Origin of the sequence: Akkermansia sp. NBRC 115031, from assembly GCF_030268505.1 — a bacterium.
Classification (GTDB): domain Bacteria; phylum Verrucomicrobiota; class Verrucomicrobiia; order Verrucomicrobiales; family Akkermansiaceae; genus Akkermansia; species Akkermansia massiliensis.
This window is the reverse complement of sequence record NZ_BSQU01000010.1, coordinates 1-21222: the sequence shown is the minus strand read 5'-3', so window position 1 is coordinate 21222 and position 21222 is coordinate 1. Positions and strand designations below refer to the sequence as shown.

14 protein-coding genes are annotated in these 21222 nt (G+C 60.9%); 7 read left to right on the top strand and 7 right to left on the bottom strand.

Translation table 11 applies throughout. The features are described from left to right. The first annotated feature begins 63 nt into the window (after positions 1-63). Positions 64-1329, top strand: a complete 1266-nt coding sequence (locus QSJ36_RS12180; RefSeq protein WP_253232343.1) for a hypothetical protein — start codon at positions 64-66, stop codon at positions 1327-1329. A 13-nt stretch (positions 1330-1342) separates the two neighbouring features. Here the strand turns inward: QSJ36_RS12180 and QSJ36_RS12175 are convergent, their stop codons facing one another. Then, positions 1343-2080 carry a hypothetical protein gene (locus QSJ36_RS12175; RefSeq protein ID WP_022397441.1) on the bottom strand — a complete coding sequence of 246 codons (738 nt, stop codon included), beginning with the start codon at positions 2078-2080 and terminating at the stop codon, positions 1343-1345. A 176-nt stretch (positions 2081-2256) separates the two neighbouring features. On the opposite strand from QSJ36_RS12175, the gene QSJ36_RS12170 reads away from it, so the two are divergent. Beyond that, a complete protein-coding gene (locus tag QSJ36_RS12170; protein WP_180975274.1) occupies positions 2257-3288 on the top strand; it encodes a tetratricopeptide repeat protein in 1032 nt (343 codons plus the stop codon). On the opposite strand, the gene QSJ36_RS12165 is transcribed toward QSJ36_RS12170, so the two are convergent. Then, positions 3285-3866 (bottom strand): hypothetical protein, encoded by a 582-nt coding sequence (locus tag QSJ36_RS12165; protein ID WP_180975273.1) that lies wholly within the window; start codon positions 3864-3866, stop codon positions 3285-3287. The two genes, QSJ36_RS12170 and QSJ36_RS12165, sit on opposite strands and share 4 nt — an antisense overlap. On the opposite strand from QSJ36_RS12165, the gene thiD reads away from it, so the two are divergent. The 3 genes from thiD (at position 3865) to QSJ36_RS12150 (ending at position 6796) form a co-directional block, all read left to right on the top strand. Continuing rightward, the gene (gene thiD / locus QSJ36_RS12160) at positions 3865-4653 is read left to right on the top strand and encodes a bifunctional hydroxymethylpyrimidine kinase/phosphomethylpyrimidine kinase (protein WP_253232342.1); all 789 of its coding nucleotides are present in this window, start codon (positions 3865-3867) and stop codon (positions 4651-4653) included. The genes QSJ36_RS12165 and thiD overlap by 2 nt on opposite strands. A 197-nt stretch (positions 4654-4850) precedes the next feature. Continuing rightward, on the top strand, positions 4851-5123 hold the full coding sequence (locus QSJ36_RS12155; RefSeq protein WP_022397437.1) for a hypothetical protein: 273 nt from the start codon (positions 4851-4853) through the stop codon (positions 5121-5123). Positions 5124-5413: 290 nt separating this feature from the next. Next, a complete protein-coding gene (locus QSJ36_RS12150; protein ID WP_285468740.1) occupies positions 5414-6796 on the top strand; it encodes a DASS family sodium-coupled anion symporter in 1383 nt (460 codons plus the stop codon). A gap of 55 nt (positions 6797-6851) precedes the next feature. On the opposite strand, the gene QSJ36_RS12145 is transcribed toward QSJ36_RS12150, so the two are convergent. From QSJ36_RS12145 to QSJ36_RS12135, 3 genes are all read right to left on the bottom strand, one after another. Continuing rightward, entirely contained in the window at positions 6852-10013 is a 3162-nt protein-coding gene (locus tag QSJ36_RS12145) for an efflux RND transporter permease subunit (RefSeq protein ID WP_102730753.1), read from the bottom strand. Between the two features lie 12 nt (positions 10014-10025). Continuing rightward, positions 10026-11183 carry an efflux RND transporter periplasmic adaptor subunit gene (locus QSJ36_RS12140; RefSeq protein WP_180971735.1) on the bottom strand — a complete coding sequence of 386 codons (1158 nt, stop codon included), beginning with the start codon at positions 11181-11183 and terminating at the stop codon, positions 10026-10028. 110 nt (positions 11184-11293) lie between these two features. Next, a complete protein-coding gene (locus QSJ36_RS12135; RefSeq protein ID WP_022397433.1) occupies positions 11294-14050 on the bottom strand; it encodes a calcium-translocating P-type ATPase, PMCA-type in 2757 nt (918 codons plus the stop codon). 172 nt (positions 14051-14222) lie between these two features. Between QSJ36_RS12135 and QSJ36_RS12130 the strand changes: the two genes are divergently transcribed. Further along, on the top strand, positions 14223-14876 hold the full coding sequence (locus QSJ36_RS12130; RefSeq protein WP_102722876.1) for a hypothetical protein: 654 nt from the start codon (positions 14223-14225) through the stop codon (positions 14874-14876). Between the two features lie 123 nt (positions 14877-14999). On the opposite strand, the gene QSJ36_RS12125 is transcribed toward QSJ36_RS12130, so the two are convergent. Beyond that, entirely contained in the window at positions 15000-17537 is a 2538-nt protein-coding gene (locus QSJ36_RS12125; protein ID WP_285468739.1) for a hypothetical protein, read from the bottom strand. A 189-nt stretch (positions 17538-17726) separates the two neighbouring features. Here QSJ36_RS12125 and QSJ36_RS12120 point away from each other — a divergent pair, with 189 nt between their 5' ends. Next, on the top strand, positions 17727-19457 hold the full coding sequence (locus QSJ36_RS12120) for a thiamine pyrophosphate-dependent enzyme (RefSeq protein WP_285468738.1): 1731 nt from the start codon (positions 17727-17729) through the stop codon (positions 19455-19457). Positions 19458-19543: 86 nt separating this feature from the next. On the opposite strand, the gene gatB is transcribed toward QSJ36_RS12120, so the two are convergent. Then, the gene (gatB, locus tag QSJ36_RS12115; RefSeq protein ID WP_285468737.1) at positions 19544-21010 is read right to left on the bottom strand and encodes an Asp-tRNA(Asn)/Glu-tRNA(Gln) amidotransferase subunit GatB; all 1467 of its coding nucleotides are present in this window, start codon (positions 21008-21010) and stop codon (positions 19544-19546) included. Between the last annotated feature and the right edge of the window lie 212 nt (positions 21011-21222).

Sequence of the window (21222 nt, the reverse complement as noted above, 5' to 3'; positions counted from 1 at the left end):
CCGGGCTTGATTTTCGGAGGGCCCCCCTTAAGGTGTGCGTCCTGCAACCTGTTTGTCGAGCCTATGATGAAGCCTGTTTTTCTGGGGAAATACCTGCTTGCCGCCTGCTGGTGCGCCGCTTTTCCCGCGGCGGAGGCCGGCGCGGGAACGGCGCAGCTTCACCCGGCTTCCGGGGATTCTCTGCCCTCCCTGTGCCGTGTGCTGGACCGCGGCCCCGTTCTGTACCGGAATGATTCTTCCTGGATCAGGAAAGTGAAGCTGACCTTGATCGGCCAGTACCAGGCAGCCGCCGTCAGCCCCAATGGAGCCAACAAATTCTGCCCCTCCTCCGGCGGCCATAACAGCGAGTGGCGGCGCGCCTACCTGGGCGGGGACGTTGTGATGGGGGACGGCTCCTGGCGCCTGTCCAACCTGACGAACGTGGGGGACCTGGAGGGCCGCCACCGTGAAGTGCGCGGGGAATGGACCGGCAGCCGCACGGAGTGGTCCCTGTATGAACTTTATCTGGAAAAGACCATGCCCGGCGTCAAGTTCAGGGCCGGGAAGCTGACGCCGCACCTGACGTCGGAATACTGCCTGGCTTCCTCCCGGATTAAAACGGTGGAGAGGTCCGCCCTGTGCAATGAATTGATTCCCATCTCCAACTGGGGGCTGGAGGCCAATTTCCAGAAGGACGCCAGGAGCCTGTACCATTCCTACGGCGTTTACCTGAACGCGAATGGTACGGATTTGAAGGATGAAATCCAGTTTCATTCCGCGGATAACCTGTTTGCCCTGAACGCCATGAAATGGAAGGTGGCTTCCCCCATGTGGGACAGCCAGACTCTGGGGTACCAGTACGCCCATAATTTTACGGAGTGGCGGGGAAGGAAGGTTCCCTCCTCTTCCGATTACTGTGGAACGGGCGCGCAGGACGTGCTTTCCCTGAGCTGGGACGCCAGCCGCGGCGCCTTTTCCGTGATGGGGAACCTGCTGGCGGGCGTGGGGATCGTGGGCCAGCCGGGCGCAAAGAACGTGTACGGTCTGGTTCTCCAGCCCGTTTACCGGATTTCCCCCCACTTGGAAGGCGTCTTTCAGTACCAGTGTTCCTTCGGAAACCGCTCCGTGAAGCTGAATACGCGGTATGTGCCCAGCGTCACCCATTACCCCGCGTGGGTGGACAGCATGCATTCCTTTTACCTGGGGCTGAACTGCTACCTGTGCCCGGAAGCGGTCAACGCGGTGAAGCTGATGCTGGCGGTGGAATATGTCACCAGCCGGGTGGACTCAACAACGGCCAGGGCCTTCAACGGATGGTCTGTTTTCGGGGCCGTCCGGTTCAAGTTTTGATCCCCTCCTGCCGCTATTGCAGTTTCCTCAGCACAGTGGGCTGGTAAGCGGGAAGCGCCGGAATGGGAACGTATCCGGGGGGGAGCTGGTCCCACACGGGATGCATGGGCTGGGTGTCCGCTTCAAAAATGGCTCCATTGAAGGATTTAATGATGGTGCGGATGGCTCCGGACGGCGCCGGCTGAATCACAAAGGGGCGCGGCTCCGATTCCGGAAGGTTCATGTGCAGGTTGACTTCCGCTTCGTTCCAGGCGGGCCAGACGTCGGAAGGCGTGGAGATTTCACGGATTTCCGTATTGGTGGCGGAGCGGGGAGTGTGGAAAAAGGGGCTGTCCGGGTCTCCATCGTTCAGCCAGACTTCCTCGTCCGGCGTCTCCGTCGTGATGATGAGCCCTTCCTGGTTGTCCGGATGGTAGAATTCATAGCCTGACCGGGCATTGCCGTCCGTTTCCGTCCTGTCGTCATTCATGTGGATGCTGATGGCAGGCTTGCTCCGGGAAGCGGCCTGCCCTAGTTGGGACTGGAAGAGGGCCGCCTGCCGCTTCAGGGCTTCCGGAGAAGTGCCTCGCGCGTATTTGGGGAAGAAAACGCTCTTGGTGTCTATTTTTCCAGGGCGCACTTTCACCGGTTCATCCGACAGTTCAAAGATGTATTTTACAGGAAGTTCCGTTGCGGAACCCCGGTAGCAGAAACTTCCCAGGGACGCCAGGCCCAGGCACGTCAGGAGATACAGGCGCGGTACGGATTTCATCAGAGGTTGAACTGGTTCCAGTAGAACAAAAATAGGGAAATATTCAATGCTAAAAGAGAAAATCCCGCTTCCGCGGCGGCAGGAGGCATGTTGTGCGTCCCCATGCGGGGACGGCTGCGGCATTTCCGTCATTTCTCTTCTTGGCAGCTCCGTGCGGCTGTCCTATGGTAATGCGCATGATGAAAAAAATTGCCGTCTTGTGCGTGGCCGCCTCTGCCTCCCTCCTGTGGTGCGGGTGTGACCGCAAGCCCGCTGCCGGGGAAAAGCAGGCCGCCCCTTCCGGGAAACGGGAAGAGCCTGCCGAAGAAAAGGGGGAGGCCGCAGCCTGGCGGGAACGCCTGGACGCCGCCTCCGCCAAAGCCGCCCGTGAGAAAGGGAATGACAGGGAGCACGTGAAGACGCTCAATGACGTGGCCGCCCTGTATGCGGAGGGATTGCAGAACGGCTGGGCCCATCCGCTGGATGTGCGCTCCTGGTGTGACTCCGTGGCGGAAACGGGTTCCGGATATTCCGGGGAGACGGTTATCGGCGCCATGTTCCTGTACGGAACCGGCGTCAAGCGTGATGCCGGAGCGGCCAGGGAGTGGTTTGAATACGGGCTGGCGCGTCCAGGAACCCAGCGGGGGAATGCCCTGTACATGCTGGGCATGATGTATTTCAAGGGGGACGGCGCGGACCAGGACCGGAACAAGGCCCTGGAGCTGTGGCGCAAGGCGGCGGATGAAGAGCATCCGGCGGCCATGGGCCTGCTGGGCCGGGCCTACATGGAGGGGAAGCTGGGCTTTGACAAGGATCCTGCTTCCGGGCGCGTATTGCTAGAAAAGGCCGCCAACGGGGGGAATACGCCTTCCTCCGTCTATCTGGGGAATATTTATGCGAAGGGGGAGGGCGTGGAGCAGGACATGGAGCGCGCGATGAAATGGTATGAGCAGGCGGCCTCCGCCGGGGACGCCCGTGCCCAGTACATCGTGGGACTGGCGTATCTGGAAGGCTCCGGCGTACCCGTGGATGAAGGCAAGGCGTTCAACTGGCTCCGGCTGGCCGCCGGGCAGGACCACGTCAACGCCATGCTGATGCTTTCCGTCTGCTACAGCACCGGAAAGGGAACCCCGCAGGATGCGGACATGGCGGAAGTCTGGAAAAAGAAGGCGCTCCAACTGAATGCGGAGCGGGAGGGCAGCCGTGTCCCGCAGACGGAGGAACGCTAGTCTTCCCGGATTTCCCGGTTCAGGAATTCCAGGGCCTGCCGCCGTTCCAGAATGATGTTGCCCCGGTCGTCCGGGATGACCAGCAGGCCGTCCCGGTGTTCCAGAATGGCGTGAAGCATGGCGAACACATGGCCCAGCGCGCATTCGTCCTCCAGGATGAAACGCAGCATCTTGGTGCGTTCCCCTATTTGCCGGAGGGCGGAGCGGTCCCTTTTGAAGGCCTGGCGGGCATCGTCCGTTTCCATGATCCAGAACACGTCAAGCTGGGATTCTCCCTCTTCGTCCAGGTATTCCCCTTCCAGCACATGGTCCGGCGCGTTTTCCGGCGCGCCGGAAAGGTTCAGCCGGAAGCAGGCGTCCAGGCGGAACATGTTCTTCTGCAATTCCTCCGCCGCCGGCAGGGGGGCGTCCTGAATGAAAAGCCAGAATTCCTGTTCGTCCGGGGCAGGGGCGGCGTGCGTCATGGGCGGATTGTGGCATTCCCGCGGCGTTTTCCCACCCGGATTTGTGACATTGAGGCGGTGCGTGCGGATTTTTGGATGTTCAAGGGCTTCCCTCCCGATTAAAAACAGGGGCATGAGTATTCCCGTAATGATGACGGTTGCCGGTTCCGACTGCTCCGCAGGGGCCGGACTTCAGGCGGATATGAAGGCGGCCCATGCCATGGGGGCGTTTGCGCTCACGGCCGTCACCTGCGTCGTGTCCGAGGCGCCGGGACTGGTGCGCGGCATCCAGGAGGTGGACCCTGAGCTGGTGGCGGACCAGGTGCGCATCAATCTGGAGCATTTTCCGGTAAGCGCCGTGAAGACGGGCATGCTGTACTCCCCGGCCATCGTCCGTGCGGTGCATGAGGTGCTGGCAGGTACGGGTATCCCCGTTGTGGTGGATCCCGTCATGATCGCTACGGCAGGAGACCGGCTGATGAGGGAGGAGGCTGTAGCCGTTTATGAAGAACTTCTGCTGCCGGGCGCGGCCCTGCTGACCCCCAATCTGGATGAAGCCGCCGTGCTGCTGCGCTCCTCCGTCAACCCTGAAAGGGATGAACTGCCGGAGGCTGCCGCGCGCCTTGCCATCAGGTACGGGTGCCCCGTCCTGCTGAAGGGCGGCCATCTGGAAGGAGACTGCCGGGACGTGCTGGCCGGCCCGGACGGCCGCATGCTGGGGGAATGGAACCGCCCGCGCGTGAGGGATGTGAGCACGCATGGAACGGGCTGTTCCCTGTCCGCCGCCATCGCGGCGCGGCTGGCCGCCGGGGACGGACTGGCCGCGGCGGTGGAGCGCGGCCTGGAATTCATTGCCGCCGCCATCCGGGACCACCTGCGCTGGGAGCATCCGGTCCGGGTGGATGCGCTGAAATTGTGGTAGGGAGCCCTTTCGTTCCGCCCCGCCTGCCGCCGTTCCCTTTTTCCGGCCCGGTTGGAAAAAGCGGGGACTGCCGCCGTCTTTCTGTGCCTTAATAATGCTTTGTGCTTGCGTATGGGAGGCGGGGTTGGTAGTTGTATCCACGCCCATGTGCCACATGGAGCTTTTAAGAATTAGTAAATATCATAGCAATTATCACTATGGGACAGCAAATCCGCAAAGTCACCAAGCGCCGCAGACGTGTTGAATACATCAAGCGTAAGAAGGAACAGTCCAAGTTGAATTCCAATACGCCTATCCGTCTGGCCGTTCCCGTTGCCAAGGACGCCAAGCCTGCCGCCAAGGAAGCTCCCGCCAAAAAGACCGCGGCCAAGGCCCCAGCCAAGAAGACTGAAACCAAGGCTGCCGCCGCCAAGAAGGCTCCCGCCAAAAAGCCGGCTGCCAAGAAGGCCGCCGAACCCGCCGCTGAATAATTGCCCGGGCGGAGGTTACTGCCTCCGCGCGTCAATCAAACAGTTTTTACAAGCCGTCGTGCAATTGCATGGCGGCTTTTTGCATGGCATGGCCTTCTTGTGTACAAAGGAACCGTGGGCGGCCTGATTTTTCCTGGGGCGCCCCTGCGGATTTCTTCGCTGTGGGCCATGGCCCGTTCCTGCCCATGCTTCCGCGGCATGGGGGCTTCTCCCGGACTTTTCCGGAATGATATTGACTCTATTCTCCGGAGGCGTACAAAAGGAAATAACACCATTTTGTTTTTCCAGCCATGCGCCACCGTACCACCGACACCGCCAAAGGACACCGCAATTACATCATCATTGCGTGTGACGTGCTTCTTTTCCTGGCCATGCTCAAGTGGCTTCCCGTGGAGCCGGAGGTAGCCAGGGGGCTGGCCGTTCTCACCTTCATCGGTATTCTGTGGCTGACGGAAGCACTGCATGTAACCGTGACCGCCCTGCTGGTGCCGGTGCTCGCCATGTTCATGGGGATTCTTCCGGGGGCGAAGGCATTGGCCGGCTTTGCGGATCCCACCATTTTCCTGTTCTTCGGCGGCTTTGCGCTGGCCGGGGCTCTCCACGAACAGAAAATTGATACCTGGCTGGCTGGAAAAATCCTCCGGATGGCCCGCGGAAGCCTGGGGATGGCCCTGATCCTGATTTTCCTGGCTACGGCGTTCCTCTCCATGTGGATGTCCAATACGGCCACGGCGGCCATGATGCTCCCGCTGGTCATCGGCCTGCTGGACCGCATTCCGGCGGAAAAGCTCAAGACGACGGCTCCCTTTGCCGTGCTGGGGGTGGCGTACAGCGCCTCCATCGGCGGCATGGGAACGCTGGTGGGTTCTCCTCCCAACGCCATTGCGGCGCATGAGCTCGGCATGGGATTTGCGGAATGGTTCCGGATTGCCATGCCCATTGTCCTGGTATTCGGAGTGATTGTCTTCTGCCTGATGTACCTGTTCTTCCGCCCGCGGCTGGGGCTGCATGTGGACATGGCCCCGGCGGAAGGGGAGGATGCGGAGGCCCGGCTGAATGCCAGGCAGGTGCGCGTGCTGCTTCTCTTCGTGCTGGTGGCCGGGAGCTGGATGTGCAGCAGCTTCCTTTCCTCCGCTCTGGGCGGCATTCCGTCCATGGACACGCTCATTGCGCTGTGTGCCGCGGTTCTGCTGCCCCTGTGCGGGGTCATCAACTGGGGCGGCATCGCCAAAAATACGGACTGGGGCGTCCTGCTGCTGTTCGGCGGCGGCATCACGCTCAGCAGCATCCTCGTCCAGACGGGGGCGGCGGGATTTCTGGCGGACCAGGTATCTTCCCTGGCCATGGGGCAGAGTCCCATTATCATCCTGCTCATCATCAGCCTCTTCATCACGTCGCTGACGGAATTCTGCTCCAATACGGCCAGCACCGCCCTGGTGGCCCCGTTGATGGTGACAGTGGCCTCCGCCATGGGCATGTCCGCCACGCCGCTGGTGCTTCTGGTGGGCATCGGGGCCTCTTGCGCCTTCATGCTTCCCGTCTCCACGCCTCCCAACGCCCTGGCCTTCGCCACAGGGAAATTCCCTCAGATGACCATGGTGAAGGTAGGGTTGCTGATCAATGTGGTGCTCGTCTTCGTGAAGGCTTTCTGGGCCTGGATATTCTGGATGTAGCGGAAAGGGCTCCCGTGCAGGCGCGGGCTTTGCCGTTCCGGGCGTGCGGCGTGGCCTACTTGGCCGGGGCGGCTGCTCCCTGGGCCTTTTCCTGGAGTTCCCGCGCCGCTTTCTTGTCCAGTTTGGCCAGCTTGGCAATCAGGTAGAAGAAGGAGGGGATGAAGAACACCCCGATGAAGACGGCCGTAATCATGCCGCCGATGACTCCCACGCCCACCACCTGCCGCGCCGCCGCTCCCGCTCCCGTGGCTACGGCCAGGGGAAGGCAGCCCATGATGAAGGCAAAGCAGGTCATCAGGATGGGGCGCAGGCGGATTCTGGCCGCGTCCAGCGTGGCCGTAAGCAGGTCCGTGCCCTGCCTCAGTTCCAGCACGGCGAATTCCACGATGAGGATGGCATTCTTGGCCGCCAGCGCAATCAGCACGATGAGGCCGATTTCCGAATAAATGTTCAGGTTCAGCCCGAACATCCACAGGGCCAGGAATGCGCCCAGGATGGCGATGGGGGCGGTCATGAAGACGGCCACGGGCAGGGACCAGCTCTCATACAGGGAGGCCAGGATCAGGAAAACGAACACGGCGGACGCCGCAAAGATCATGCCGATGGTGATGCCTTTCTGCGCCTGTTTTTCCTGGTAGCTCATGCCGGAGTAGTCATACCCCATGCCGGACGGCATGGTCTGGGCGAAGACTTCCTCCAGGGCATTCATGACCTGCCCGGAGGAATAGCCCGGAGCCGGGGTGACGTTGAGCTGGGAGCTGTTGAACATGTTCTGGCGGATCAGGAATTCCGGCGCCCAGCCGTGAGTGACGTTAATGACGGAATCCAGCGGGACCGGGTCGCCGTCATTGTTGCGCACGTAAAACATGGAAAGCTTGTCGATGCTGTTCCGGTACGGGGCGTCCGCCTGCATGTACACCTGCCATTCCTGACCGTAAATGTTGAAATTGTTCAGAAAGGTGCTGCCCATATACGCCTGGATGGTGGCGTAAATCTCATCCACGTTCATGTTCTGGAGGGTGGCTTGCTCCGTATTCACGTTCAGATTGTACTGAAGGTTGGAGGGAGACATGAAATTGCTGATGCCCGCGATTTCCGGCCTCTTTTCCGCAGCCTCGATGAATTTGGACGTATTGGCGGCCAGGAATTTCTCCCCGATGCCCTGGCGGTCCTCCAGCAGGAAGGTGACGTCTCCGGATGTGCCCACGCCCGGCAGGGGCGGCGGCGGGACCACGTACGCCATGCCGGAGGAAATCTCCGCGTTCAGCTTGCTTTTTAGCCGGGCGGCGATGCCGTCCGCCGTCATGCCCGGGGCGGTGCGTTCGGACCATGGTTTCAGGGAAATGAAGAAGAAGGAATTGGAGGAGCTCTGGACGGAGCTGATGAGGTTGAACCCGTTTACGGTGGTGACCACTTCCACGCCGGGATCTTCCCGGATGATCTGTTCAATCCGCGCGGCGGTGGCCGCCGTGACGTTCAGGGAGGTATTGTCCGGCAGTTCCACGCCGCCGAACAGGTAGCCCTGGTCCTCATTGGGAAGGAAGCCGGTGGGAATGAGTTTGGCGAGAGGGAAGAGGAGGGCGGTCATGGCGGCCAGCAGCAGGATGGAAAGCCACATGTGCCGGATGAGCTTGGCACAAATTTCCACGTACCAGTCGCGCGCCTTGTTGAAGCCCTTGTTGAATAACTTGAAGAAGGGCCCCAGCAGGGGGATGGAATCCGCTTTCCCTCCTTTCAGCAGCCCTGCGGACAGGGTGGGGCTGAGGGACAGGGCGCAGAAGGCGGAAATGATGATGGACATGCCGATAGTCACGGCGAACTGCTCGAACAGCTTGCCCGTGACGCCGGGCAGCAGCAGGGTGGGCACGAACACGCAGGAAATCACCAGGGCCGTGCTCACGATGGGGCCGGATACCTCCTTCATGGCCGCGATGGTGGCCTGGAGCGGCTTTTCTCCGTTGGAAATATGGTTCTTCACCGCCTCCACCACCACGATGGCGTCGTCCACCACCAGGCCGATGGCCAGCACAAGGCCCATCAGGCAGATGGTATTGATGGAAAAGCCGAAAAACGGAAAGGCGATGAAGGCGCCCACGATGGACACCGGCACGGCAAAAGCCGGAATCAGCGTGCCGCGCCAGCCCTGGAGGAAGATGAAGACCACCAGCACAACCAGGCCCAGGGCGATCACCAGCGTGCTGACGATGTCTTCAATCCCGGCGCGGACGGCCAGCGTGGAGTCCAGGGAAACGAGGTAATCCATGCCGGGGGGCATGTCCGTATCGTTCAGCAGGGCCTTGATATTGTCCACCAGCTGGATGGCGTTCCCTCCGGGCGCTTCGTAAATGCCGATGGAGGCGGCGGGCATGCCGTTCACGGAAGAGCTGAGGCTGTAAGTCTCCGAACCCAGCTCCACGCGGGCGACGTCACCCACCCGCACGATGGAACTGCCCTGTCCGCGCACCACGATGTTTTCAAACTCCTTCACGCTGGTCAGGCGTCCGGGCGCCTTCACGGTGAAGGAAAGCTGCTGGTCCGGCGGAGCGGGCTGCGCGCCTATCTTGCCCGCCGGGTTCACGGCGTTCTGGGCCTGCACCGCCAGCATCACGTCACGGGCCGTGATGTTCAGGGCGGCCATCTTTTCCGGATTCAGCCAGATGCGCATGGCATAGCGGCCGGAGCCGAACACCTGCACGTCGCCCACGCCGGGCACGCGCTTGATGGCGTCCACCATGTTGATATACGCGTAATTGGCCAGCCAGAGGCCGTCGTAGGTTCCCTGGGGGGAATAAAGGCTGACGACCAGGGCGGGCAGCCCGCTGGTCTTGCGCAGGGAGACGCCCAGTTCGCTGACTTCCGGCGGAAGCTGGGAGGTGGCCTGCCCGTAGCGCAGGTAGGAAAGCACCTGGTCCATGTTCGCCTCCGTGCCGATCTCAAAGAGGATCATCATGCTCATCTGCCCGTTGTTGGTATTGACGGAAGTCATGTAGGACATGCCGTCCACGCCGGACATCTGCTGCTCAATGGGGGATGCGATGGATTTGACCACCGTCTCGCAATCCGCTCCGGGATAGGTGGCCGTCACCTGGATGGAAGGGGGGATGATGTCCGGATACTCGGAAATGGGCAGGCGCAGAATGGAGAAGGTCCCCAGCAGGACGATGATGATGGAGAGGCAGATGGAGAGGATGGGGCGCTTGATGAAGAAATCGGCCATGGCGGGAGGGGCTTATTGGTTGCTGGCGGGTACCGCTTTCAGGCGTGCGTCCGGGTTTCTGGAGGCCATTTCCGCCTGGAGAAGGCCGTCCACGACCACTTTGCTCTGCGGGGTGAGGGAACCCGGTTTCAGCGGAATGACCTGCTGCCGGTCGCCGAGCTGCGTTCCGGCCTGCACGGGGATGATGGAAGGGTGGTTGTTCTCATCCAGCGCAATGACGAAAAAGCGCCCCTGCGTGGAAAGAAGAGCCTTTGCCGGAACGGTCAGCGCGTTTTTGACGGTAGCCAGCCGGGCCGTAGCCATGATGAACATGCCGGGACGCAGCAGGTAATCGGCATTGGGGAGGTTGGCCTGCACGCGGATGGTGCCCGTCTGGGGGTTGAACGCCCGGTCAATGGCTACCACCGTAGCCTGTTCCGGGTATTTGGTACCGTCTTTCAGCGTGATATCCAGCTTGCTGCCCGTCTGGACGCCTTCATTCCCGTTCTTGCCGGCCTGCTGGATCCATTCCTGCTGGGTGACGGCAAAGTTGACGCGGATGGGATTGACGGAGGATACGACGGCGAGGGGGCCGCTTTCCGGGCTGACCAGGTCGCCTATATTCGTCTTGGAAATGCCGGCGATTCCGTCAAAGGGGGCATACAGCACCGTATAGGAAAGATTCTTTTCAGCCAGGGCCAGGGCCGCCGTGGCCTGCTGCACCTGCGCTTCCGCGGCAATGGCGGAGAGGCGCGTATCCTCGTACTTCTGCTTGGAAATGGCGTTCTCCGCGGCCAGGGGCTTGTAAATCTCCGCGTCATAATTCAACTGCTGGAGCTGGGCCTGCGCCTGTTCCAGCGTGGCTTTGGCCCTGGAGACCTGGTCCTTGAAGGTGGAATCGTCAATGCGGAAAAGCACCTCCCCCTTCTTCACAATGGCGCCGTTGGCGTAATTCTGCGTTTGCAGGTAGCCCGTGATTTGGGGAACGATGGAGGCGTTGTCCACGCCGTCCAGATGGCCCACCCAGCTTCCCATCACCGGGATGTCCATGGCAACAGGCTGTTCGTAAATAAGCGTGGGCGTTTCATGCGGCACCTGTTCCGTCTTTTTACACCCGGAAAAAAGGAGGGAGAACAAGAAGAGGAGAACGGCGGAACCGGAGATAGAGCCCGTCAGGCGTGTCAAGTCCATGCTGTGAATGACACGCCGGCGGCCTCCTTTGTTGAAAGAAGGCTTTCCGGGCGGCAGCGCCGTCCGTGTCATGCAGGTGGATTTTCACCCGGATGACGCGGCGGGACGTCTTACGGGCGGGCGGAGGATTTGTCCGGCGTGAAGGCGCGCACCAGCTCTCCGATCCACAGGACGAGGGAGGTGCCGGCAAAGATGATGCCCCAGTCCGTCCAGCTCAGGGGCACCACGTTGAACATCTTGCCGCCGAAGGTGACGATGAGGTATTGCCCGGCCAGGATGAGCAGAGCCACCACTCCGAAGCCCCCGATGCTGGCGCCCATGCGGGCAAAGGCGCTCTGGTGCGTGTTGAAAGCCTTGGCGTTGAACATGTTCCAGAACTGGAGAAGGACGAAGATGGTGAAAAACAGGGACAGTTCATAGCCGGTCAGTTCATGCTCCGGTGAGGAGAAGTCCAGGTAGCTGCCGAAGTAGCCGCTGAGGCTGAACTGCGTGAGGCTGGTGACGTCCGCATGCTTGAAGTATTGCAGCAGGCCGAACAGGAAGGCCACGAACAGGATGCCCACGCCCAGAATGTTCCTGCCCATGGGGCGGGTGATGATGTGGTCCGTCGTCTTGCGCGGCGGATCCTGCATCACGCGTTCGTCCGGCGGCAGGGAGGCCAGGGCCAGCGCGGCGAAGGTATCCATGATGAGGTTGACCCAGAGCATCTGCGTGACCGTGAGGGGGGATTCCGTGCCCAGGAACGCGCCGATGAGCACAATGAGGCAGGCCGCCACGTTGATGGTCATCTGGAAGACGATGAAGCGCTGGATATTCCGGTACAGGGAGCGTCCCCACATGACGGCGCGGGAAATGCTCATGAAGGAATTGTCCAGGATGGTGATGGCGCTGGCCTCCTTGGCTACGGTAGTGCCGTCCCCCATGGAGAGGCCCACCTGCGCGGCGTTCAGGGCGGGGGCGTCGTTGGTGCCGTCCCCGGTGACGGCCACCACCTGGTCCTTCTTCTGGAGCAGCTTCACCAGGCGTTCCTTGTCCATGGGCCTGGCGCGGCACATGATTTTCAGGTCCATCACGCGGTCCAGCAGTTCCGCATCCGGCGTCTGTTCAAACTCCACGCCCGTCATCAGGCGGTCCGGCGTGTCCGCCTCCGTCCACAGGCCGATCTGGCGGCCGATTTCCCGTGCGGTGCCGGGGGTGTCCCCCGTGACGATCTTGATATTGATGCCCGCGTCCATGCAGTCCTTCACAGCCTGGGGCACGTCGTCCCGGACGGGGTCGGAAATGGCGGCGATGCCCAGGTAAACCAGGTCTTTGCGGATGACGCGGCCGTCCTCAAACACCGGGGCGTCATCATCCAGGATTCGGTACGCGAAGCCCAGCGTGCGCATGGCCTGGTTCTGGTAGGCCAGGAGCTGTTCCTCAATGGCGGGGCGCATGTCCGCGGCAGGAACCTGGCCTTCCGGAGTCAGGACGGTGGAGCAGAGGCCCAGCACGATTTCCGGCGCGCCCTTCACGTAAAGGACTTTTTTGCCCAGCAGGGGGGATTCCACCACGGTAGCCATGTACTTACGTTCCGTGGAAAAAGTGAGCTGTTCCTGCACGCGGGCGTTTTCCCGCAGGTCCAGGTAATTCACGCCCAGCCCGTGCAGCCACAGGAGGAGCGCCCCTTCCGTGGGATTGCCCAGGGCCTTGATGTGTTCCGGGTCCGCATAGTCCAGGAAGGCGGTGGAGTTGACGGCGATGCCTTCCCGGATCAGGTTGCCCAGCTCGCCGTCCGCCGGGGCGGCGTCCCCCAGGCCGTAGAAGTCCGCCTTGTATACGTTCATCTGGTTGCGCGTCAGGGTGCCCGTCTTGTCCGTGCAGATGACGGTGGCGGCCCCCATGGTTTCGCAGGCGTGCATCTTGCGCACCAGGTTGTTGTTGGCGAGCATGCTCTTCATGCTCAGGGCCAGGCTCAGGGTGACGCTCATGGGCAGCCCTTCCGGCACCGTAACCACGATGACGGTCACGGCGATCATGACGGTGTTCAGAATGTAGGTTCCCGCGCTCAGCCATTCCACGGGGCCGGGCAGGTGGGAGAAATACAGGGTAAGCCGCCCGATGATGATGAGGGCGGCAATGGCGTAGCTGGCCCAGGTGATGAGGTCGCCCAGCCTGGAAAGCTGGCGGTTGAGGGGAGTCTGCACCTTGTTGTCGATCTGGGAGCCTTCATAGACCTTGCCGTATTCCGTCCTGTCCCCTACGGACGTCACTTCCATGATGCCGTGGCCGTCCGCCACGGTGGTTCCTTTCAGAACGTGGTTGGAGGGGTAGGTGGCGTCCTTCTTGAATTCCGCCTCATTCGTGGTTTTGCCGATGAGGGGTTCCCCCGTCAGCGTGGATTCGTTGACCTGGAGGGAAACGGCTTCCAGCAGGACGCCGTCCGCCGGAACCTCCTCCCCAGTGTTCAGGATGACGATGTCTCCCACCACCACGTCCCGGCGGGGAAGTTCGCAGATATTGCCGCCGCGGATCACCTGGACCATGGTCTCGTCGTTGACCTGGTTCAGGATTTCAAACTTCTTGTTGGCGCTTACCTCGAAGGCGAAGCCCACGCAGGTAGCCAGCAGGATGGCTACCAGGATGCCCACGGGCTCCAGGAAGACGCTGGCCGGTTCCGCTCCGGTGAAGAACTGGTAGCAGGCCACGCCTACGGACAGGAGCAGGGCCACCAGCAGAATCTTGATGATGGGGTCTGAGAATTTTTCCAGGAACTGCTTCCACAGGGGTTCCTTTACCGGGGGCGTCAGGATATTGACCCCGTATTTGGTCCGGTTTTCCAGAACCTGCTGTTCCGAAAGTCCCTGGTGATGTGCTGCACTCTTCATGGTTGAGATGTTTCTTTACCTGATTGGAGTCCGTGAGAAAAGTGCGGAGGAGGATTTTCAGGGATGATGACGGGAGTTTTTGGGAAAGGAGCGGCGCGGCTTGCCTCCCGTGCCGTAAAAGGCGGCATTGTTGCCTTGACTTTGACGGAGTTCCGGCGATTCTGAAGCACCTATGTGGAATGATCTTTCTCATGGCCTTTCCGTACTGGCGGACGCCCTTGCCTTCCTCTCCCGCTCCTGGGGGTTCTGGGTCTGCGTGGGCAGCGTGGCGGGACTGGCCGCCGTGTATGCGTGGTGGAGAAAGCGGCTGGCCCTGTGGGCGTTTGCCCTGGCGTTCCTTTCCCTGCTGGCCGTGGTGGGCCTGGCGTGCCGCCAGGTGATGCATCAAAAGACTTTCCTGTGGATCCAGGAGCCGGAGCTCCAGGCCCTGTCCGGAAAGTACGAGGTGGAATCCTCCCCCAGGGAGCGGTGGTTTTTCCGGCCTCCGGAGCTGAAGCGCTTTTTCCAGGTCAGCTCCTCCACGCTTCTCCTGAATGAAGACGGAACGTGCGAGATTTCCTCCTTCCCGCGCCCGGAGGCGTGGGGCAGGTGGATTTCCCGCCCGGAAGACAGGGATGACCTTTCCGTGCTGGAGGAGGACCTCGTTTCCTCCTGCCGCGGAACCTGGTCCCTGGTGAAGAAAGGGGGATATTACGGCGTCTCCATCGTTTATTCCCCCGGCAGCAGTTTGACGCTGTACCTGGGCGGGGAGAATGCGGAATGCCTGGTGATGCCGGTCAACCCCTCCGACCCGCTGGAAGCGGTGACGTTTGAGAAAACGTTCTGACCCGGGCGCAGGGACGGGTGGAAAAAATGGAGGGAGGCTGCTTTTCCAGCCTCCCCCCCAATGTAGCTTTTCAAGTGCCGCTTCTGCTTGAGCGGGAGCGTGGCTCCGGGACTCCGGAAGCTTTTATTTGACCTTTCCTCCTTCGTACACCAGCACTTCAAAGGGCTTTAGCGTGAAGGTGAGCTCCTTGTCAATGTTTACGGTCTTGCCGGAGAAGCCGTCCAGCTCCCGCTGGTCGTCATAGGAATCCTTGAAGGTGATGGCCCCCTTGACGTCCGCGGGAATGTCCAGGATGCCGCGCAGGGTGCCGGTCAGGCTCTTTTCCTGGTCGGAGGAATTGCGGAGGGCCAGGGTGGCCTTGTTTTTATTCCATGCGGCCCAGCCGTACACGGCCCCTTCATTGGCCTCCTTGTTCCACGGGTTGCCGCCCACCCAGTGCACGTCGTCCAGAACGTCCGCGTTGCGGCGTATCCATTTAATGCCCTTGGCCAGCTCGTCCCACAGCATGCCGTCCTTGGCGTTCATCAGGTCCCTGTCCACGTAAAGCTCCTGCAGGGAGGTGCCGCAGGCCGTGGCGCAGCGGAGTTCCTTCTTCACGTTTTCAGGGTCGCGGGGCATGCACGCGGGCGGCCCGAACTTGGTGACCATCAGGCCGTGGGTCATCATGGAATTGATGGGCATCAGCGGGGAACCCTGCACAAAGACCTCATGCACCAGGCGGTCGCGGTAGGTGATCCACTTGTCGCGGTTGTCGCCCACGCCGATCGTTCCGAAGTCGTTTTCCTGCCTCCATACGGAATCCGCATAACGGAACCAGAACGGGGAGGCCCAAGTGCCCACGGTGCAATTGATGTAAAGGTCCCCCTTCTTCTTGCGCAGGGCGTTCAGCACGCGGATGATGCCTTCCGCATCCTCCTCGTTGCCGGGGCCCTTGGCGTGGAAATGGGTGCTGATGCCGTCGAATTTGAAGTACTTCATATTGTAATCCTTCACCATCTGGGAGCAGCGGCCCACAAAGGCGTCAAAGTATTCCTTGTTGGAAAGCTGGAAGTTGCCGATCTTGTTGTCCGGGTGCTTCACGTTCCAGTGGGCCAGGCGCTTGCCCTTGGAGGCTCCGTAGCCGCCCACCGGGCCCAGCCAGGTGCCGATGCCGGCCTTTTGTTTACCCGCGGCGGCGTCAATGCGCCTGAAGCCCTGCGGGAACATCTTGTGGAAATCCCACAGGCTGTTGAACTCGTCCCAGCCGTCGTCCCAGACGAAAGCGTCAATGGACATGCCGCGCTTCTGGAAAAACTGTTCCTGCCAATCCTTCAGGACGGCCAGGCACTGTTCTTCCGTCATGCGCTTGGCGGGGTCTGAATCATTGTTCCGGTTGATGTTCAGTTCATACCAGGAATTGTAATGGATGAAGGGACGGTAGGGCATCACGCGCTCCCGCTCCATATAGGCCAGGAAGGAACGGCGTTGCTGGCCGGGGGCGAAGATGCCGAGGACGGAGGACACCTCCCACACCTCCCTGGGCTGCATGGTGGTTTTGCGGCTCCAGACGCCCTGGGCGAGCTGGGAATCGTCCGCCTGGGCGTCTTCTTTTTCCTCCAGCGTGCGCACGGGCAGGGAGAAAGTGATTTCCCCCTTGCTGGCAATCGGTTCGCTCTTGGTCTGGACCCAGTAGCGCAGCAGGTAATTCCCCTTGGCGGGAACTTTTACGGTGTAGGAATTGTTGGCATTGGCGTCTCCGGTACTCCCGGCGTGAAAGTCGGAGTCAAGGACGGCCCCCTTGGCGGAAAGGAGCTGCACGCCGGCGGTGTTCAGCTTGTTGTTTCCCTTGTCGCCTCCCTTGTACTGGAAAGTAATGATGCAGGAGCCCTTGCCGTCAATGGTGACGGGGCCTTCCGCGCAGGCCACCTGTTCCCCGTACTGCTTTTTCAGCTCCTGCGGAATGTTGAAATTGCCCGTCCATGAAGCCGTGGACCATTTGTCCGCGTTCCAGGCTGTGGACTCCCCGCCTGCCGCGTTTCCGGAGCCTCCCACGGTGTTGATGCCCATGGGCGTTTCCAGGGCGGTGAACGCCAGGTCGTTCACGATGAGCGCGCCCCTGGCATTGCCGGAAACGGAGGGGGAACCCGCCTTCCCTTCCACCAGGTCATACTGCATGGCCACGATGCTCTTCATCTGGATGGGCTTTGTGCTCACCAGGCGGAGTTCCTGCCGCAGGTAGTGGGAATTGTCCCTGAGTACGGCGCGCCAGGAAATGTGCAGGGAGCCGTTCAGCGCCTGGAAGGAGGCCGTGACGGCTTTTCCAGGGAAGCGGTCCGCCAGTTTGAACGCCTTGGGGTTGGGCTGGAGGGTGACGAGTTTGACGTCCCCCGCCTTCAGGCCGGAGGACTTGATGCTCTGGCCGTCCTGAAGGTTGATGATGAACAATTCATCCCCGGCCTTGGCTACAGGGCCCAGTTTGGACGTCATTCCTCCGAAGGAAAGCTTCCCGCCCCGGTTGATGAATTTGGCCGTCAGGATGTTGTTGGAAAGGGTATAGCCGGAGGGCGCCTGCTCCGCATTGGCCGCGCCGGGGGTGGGGCCCGGGAAGACGACTGCTGCGGGAACGGTGGCAACGCTTCCCAGAACGGCGGCCATCAGGAGAGCTTTAGTGAGGAATTTCATGGTTTGGTATCAAGGAAAATGGAACTACCTTGCCAAGATAGACCCCAACGCGGTTTCTTCAAGGAAAAAGCCTCCCGGCAGGAGAGGCGGCTGTTTGAAAATCCGTCATGGTTTTCCGTGCGGAAAGAACTCCCGGTATCTATGACACACAAGCATTGATTTTTTTCAACCGGTCTTGGTCTAATCTGCATGTATACGGTAGCTGATCAGCTTGTTGAAATCTTGGAAAAAGCGGGAATAAAGCGCATTTACGGCATTGTGGGAGACAGTTTGAACCCCATTACGGACGCCCTCCGCAGAAAAAAAACCATCGAATGGATCCACATGAGGCATGAGGAGGTGGGCGCCTTTGCCGCCAGTGCGGAAGCCCAGCTGACCGGTAACCTGGCCGTGTGCTGCGGCAGCAGCGGCCCCGGCAATCTTCACTTGATCAATGGCCTTTATGATGCCCACCGGAGCAGGGCCCGCGTGCTGGCGATCGCCTCCCACATCCCCCAGAGCCAGGTGGGGGTGGACTATTTCCAGGTGACCCATCCGGAACAACTGTTCAAGGAATGCAGCTCTTATGCGGAACTGGCTTCCACGGCGGAGCAGGCTCCCCGCGTGCTGATGTCCGCCATCCAGCATGCCTATTCCCTGCATGACGTGGGCGTCATCGTGCTGCCGGGCGACGTGGCGGACGCGCCGGCGGAGGCCAAAGACCTGGTGCATCCACCCGCCTTCGCCCGGGAAACAGTGGTTCCGGACCATGAATCCGTGGCGCGGCTGGCCCAGATGCTCGCTTCACACGACCGCATTACTTTCTTCTGCGGGGGCGGCTGCGCCGGAGCGGAACGCAAGGTGGTGCAGCTCGCCGCCCGCGTGAAGGCCCCGATCGCCTACACCTGGCGCGGCAAGGACTATTTTGAGCATGACAACCCCGTGGGCGTAGGCATGACCGGACTGCTGGGCTGGGGTGACGCGTACAAGGCCATGCATGAGAGCGACCTGATCGTGATGTGGGGGACGGATTTCCCCTATTTCAACTTCCTTCCCACCAAGCCCTCCATCGTCCAGATCGACCGTCGCGGGGAAGTGCTGGGCCGCCGCTGCCGCCTGGACCTGGGAATCTGCGGGGACGTGGGCGCCACGGTGGACGCCCTGCTGGGAATGGTGGAAGAGAAAAAGGATTCCGACCACCTGGACGCCTCCCTGAAGCGTCACGCCAAGGATGTGAAGGACATGAATGCCTACATGGACGGGAACGACAAGGAATCGCCCATCCGCCCCGAACAGGTGACCACCGCCGTGAACAAGTACGCGGCTCCGGACGCCGTGTTTACCGTGGACACGGGCACCCCCTGCATCTGGAGCGCGCGTTTCCTGTGCTCCACGCTGGGCAGAAAAACGCTGGCTTCCTTCAATCACGGCTCCATGGCGAATGCCATGCCGATGGCGATCGGGGCCCAGAAGGCGTACCCGAACCGCCAGGTAGTCGCCCTGTGCGGGGACGGCGGCCTGTCCATGCTGCTGGGGGACCTCATTACCATAGCGCAGTACAAGCTGCCGGTGAAGCTGGTGGTGTACAATAACGACTGCCTGGACTTCATCCAGTTGGAAATGCAGGCCGCAGGCCTGATTCCGTGGGGCATCAACCTGGACAACCCCTCCTTTGCCGCCGTGGCGGACGCCGTGGGCATCAAGGGCTTTGTGCTGGATAAGTCAAGCCAGGTGGACCAGATGGTGAAAACGTTCCTGGACTACCCGGGCGCGGCTCTGCTGGATGCCCGTGTGGACCGGGATGCCATCGCGCTGCCCCCCTACATCAGCCTGGGACAGGCCGCGGACTTTTCCCTGGCCATGGTCAAGCAGACGCTGACCGGGGAAGTGAAGCAGGTGTGGAACACGCTGGCCGGGAACCGGAAGCTGTTCAAGCCCTGAGGGCTTGAACAAAAATACTAAATAGGAAAGACCAAATACTAAAGCTAGTGCCGGAAAATATTTGGTCTTTCATCTTTAGTTTTTGGTCACTGTTCTGAAAGAGCCTTTTTCAGCGCTTCCGTCACGATCTTCGGGTTGGCTTTGCCTTTGGCGGCTTTCATCACCTGGCCGGTGAGCCAGTTCAGGAGCTTGTCGTTGCCGCCCCGGATTTCCGCCACCTTGTCCGGATTGGCGGAAATGACCTCCTGCACGATGCCGTCCAGGAAGGAGGAATCCGCCTTTTCAAAGCCGAGCAGCTTGGCTGCCTGCGCGGCATTGAGGGACGGGTCTTCCCACATTTTGGTGAATACGTCCTTGGCCTGGTTGTTGGAAACGGTGCCGTCGTCAATAATGGCGATCAGGTCCCGGATGGCGCCGGGCTTCACCGGGCATTCGGACGGGCGCATGCCTTTTTCATTCAGCACGGCGGAAATGTTGTTGATGACCCAGTTGGCGATCTTCTTGCCGCTGGCGGTTCCCTGCGCCGCCTCTTCAAAGAAGCGGGCCAGTTCCAGGTCGCCCACCAGCACGTTGGCGTCATATTCGCTCAGGCCGTACTCCTCCATGAACCTTTTCTGGCGTTCCTGGGGCAGTTCCGGAATCTGGCTGCGCACCCTCTCCACCAGCGGGGCGGTGTGTATGGGCACCAGGTCCGGGCAGGGGAAATAGCGGTAATCGTGCGCGTCTTCCTTGGTGCGCATGATGGAGCTTTCCCCGCGTTCGTCGTCCCAGCGGCGGGTGGACTGGATCTGTGCGATGCCCATGTCCAGTTCTTCCGCCTGTCGCCGGATTTCATAATGAAGGGCGCGGCGCACGGCGGACATGGAATTGAGATTCTTCATCTCCACCTTTGCCCCCAGTTCCTTCTGGCCGTGGGGACGCAGGGAAATGTTCACGTCGCAGCGCATCTGGCCCTTCTCCATGTCCGCGTCGGAAATGTCCCCGTAATTCAGAATCTGCTGGAGGGACTTGAGGTAGGCGTAGGCTTCCTCCGGGGTATCGATGTCCGGGTCGGAGACGATCTCCATCAGGGCGGACCCCGCGCGGTTGTAGTCAATCAGGGAATAATTGGCGTGGTGGGTGATCTTCGCCGCGTCTTCCTCCAAATGGATGCGGGTCAGCTTCACGGTGCGGAAGGGGGGCACGCCGGCCTTGATCACGTCGTTCGGGTAGGACCAGGGATACAGGGGCACCTCCCCGCCCAGGCACAGCGGCAGGTCCAGCTGGGAAGTCTGGTAATTCTTCGCCATGTCCGGGTAGAAGTAATTCTTGCGGTCCCACTGGGAAACCTCCGGGCTGGAGCATCCCAGCATCAGCCCGGTCAGCAGGGTGCGTTCAATGGCGAACTCATTCAGGACGGGCAGTGCGCCCGGCAGCCCCAGGCAGGTGGGGCACACGCGCGTATTGGGTTCAAAGCCAAAGCCGGTCTCGCAGGAGCAGAACATTTTGCTCTTCGTCTTGATCTGGCAGTGGACTTCCAGGCCAATGGTCACGATGTAATCTGAAATTGCCATAAATTCGGAACGCTTGAATATCGCGCAAACTGTACGGAACCCTCTTCTCCCTGTCCAGTAAAAAGGCCTGAGGCGGGAGAGTGGAGAGTGGAGAGTGGAGAGTGGAGAGTGGAGAGTGGAGAGTGGAGAGTGGAGAGTGGAGAGTGGAGAGTGGAGAGTGGAGAGTGGAGAGTGGAGAGTGGAGAGTGGAGAGTGGAGAGTGGAGAGTGGAG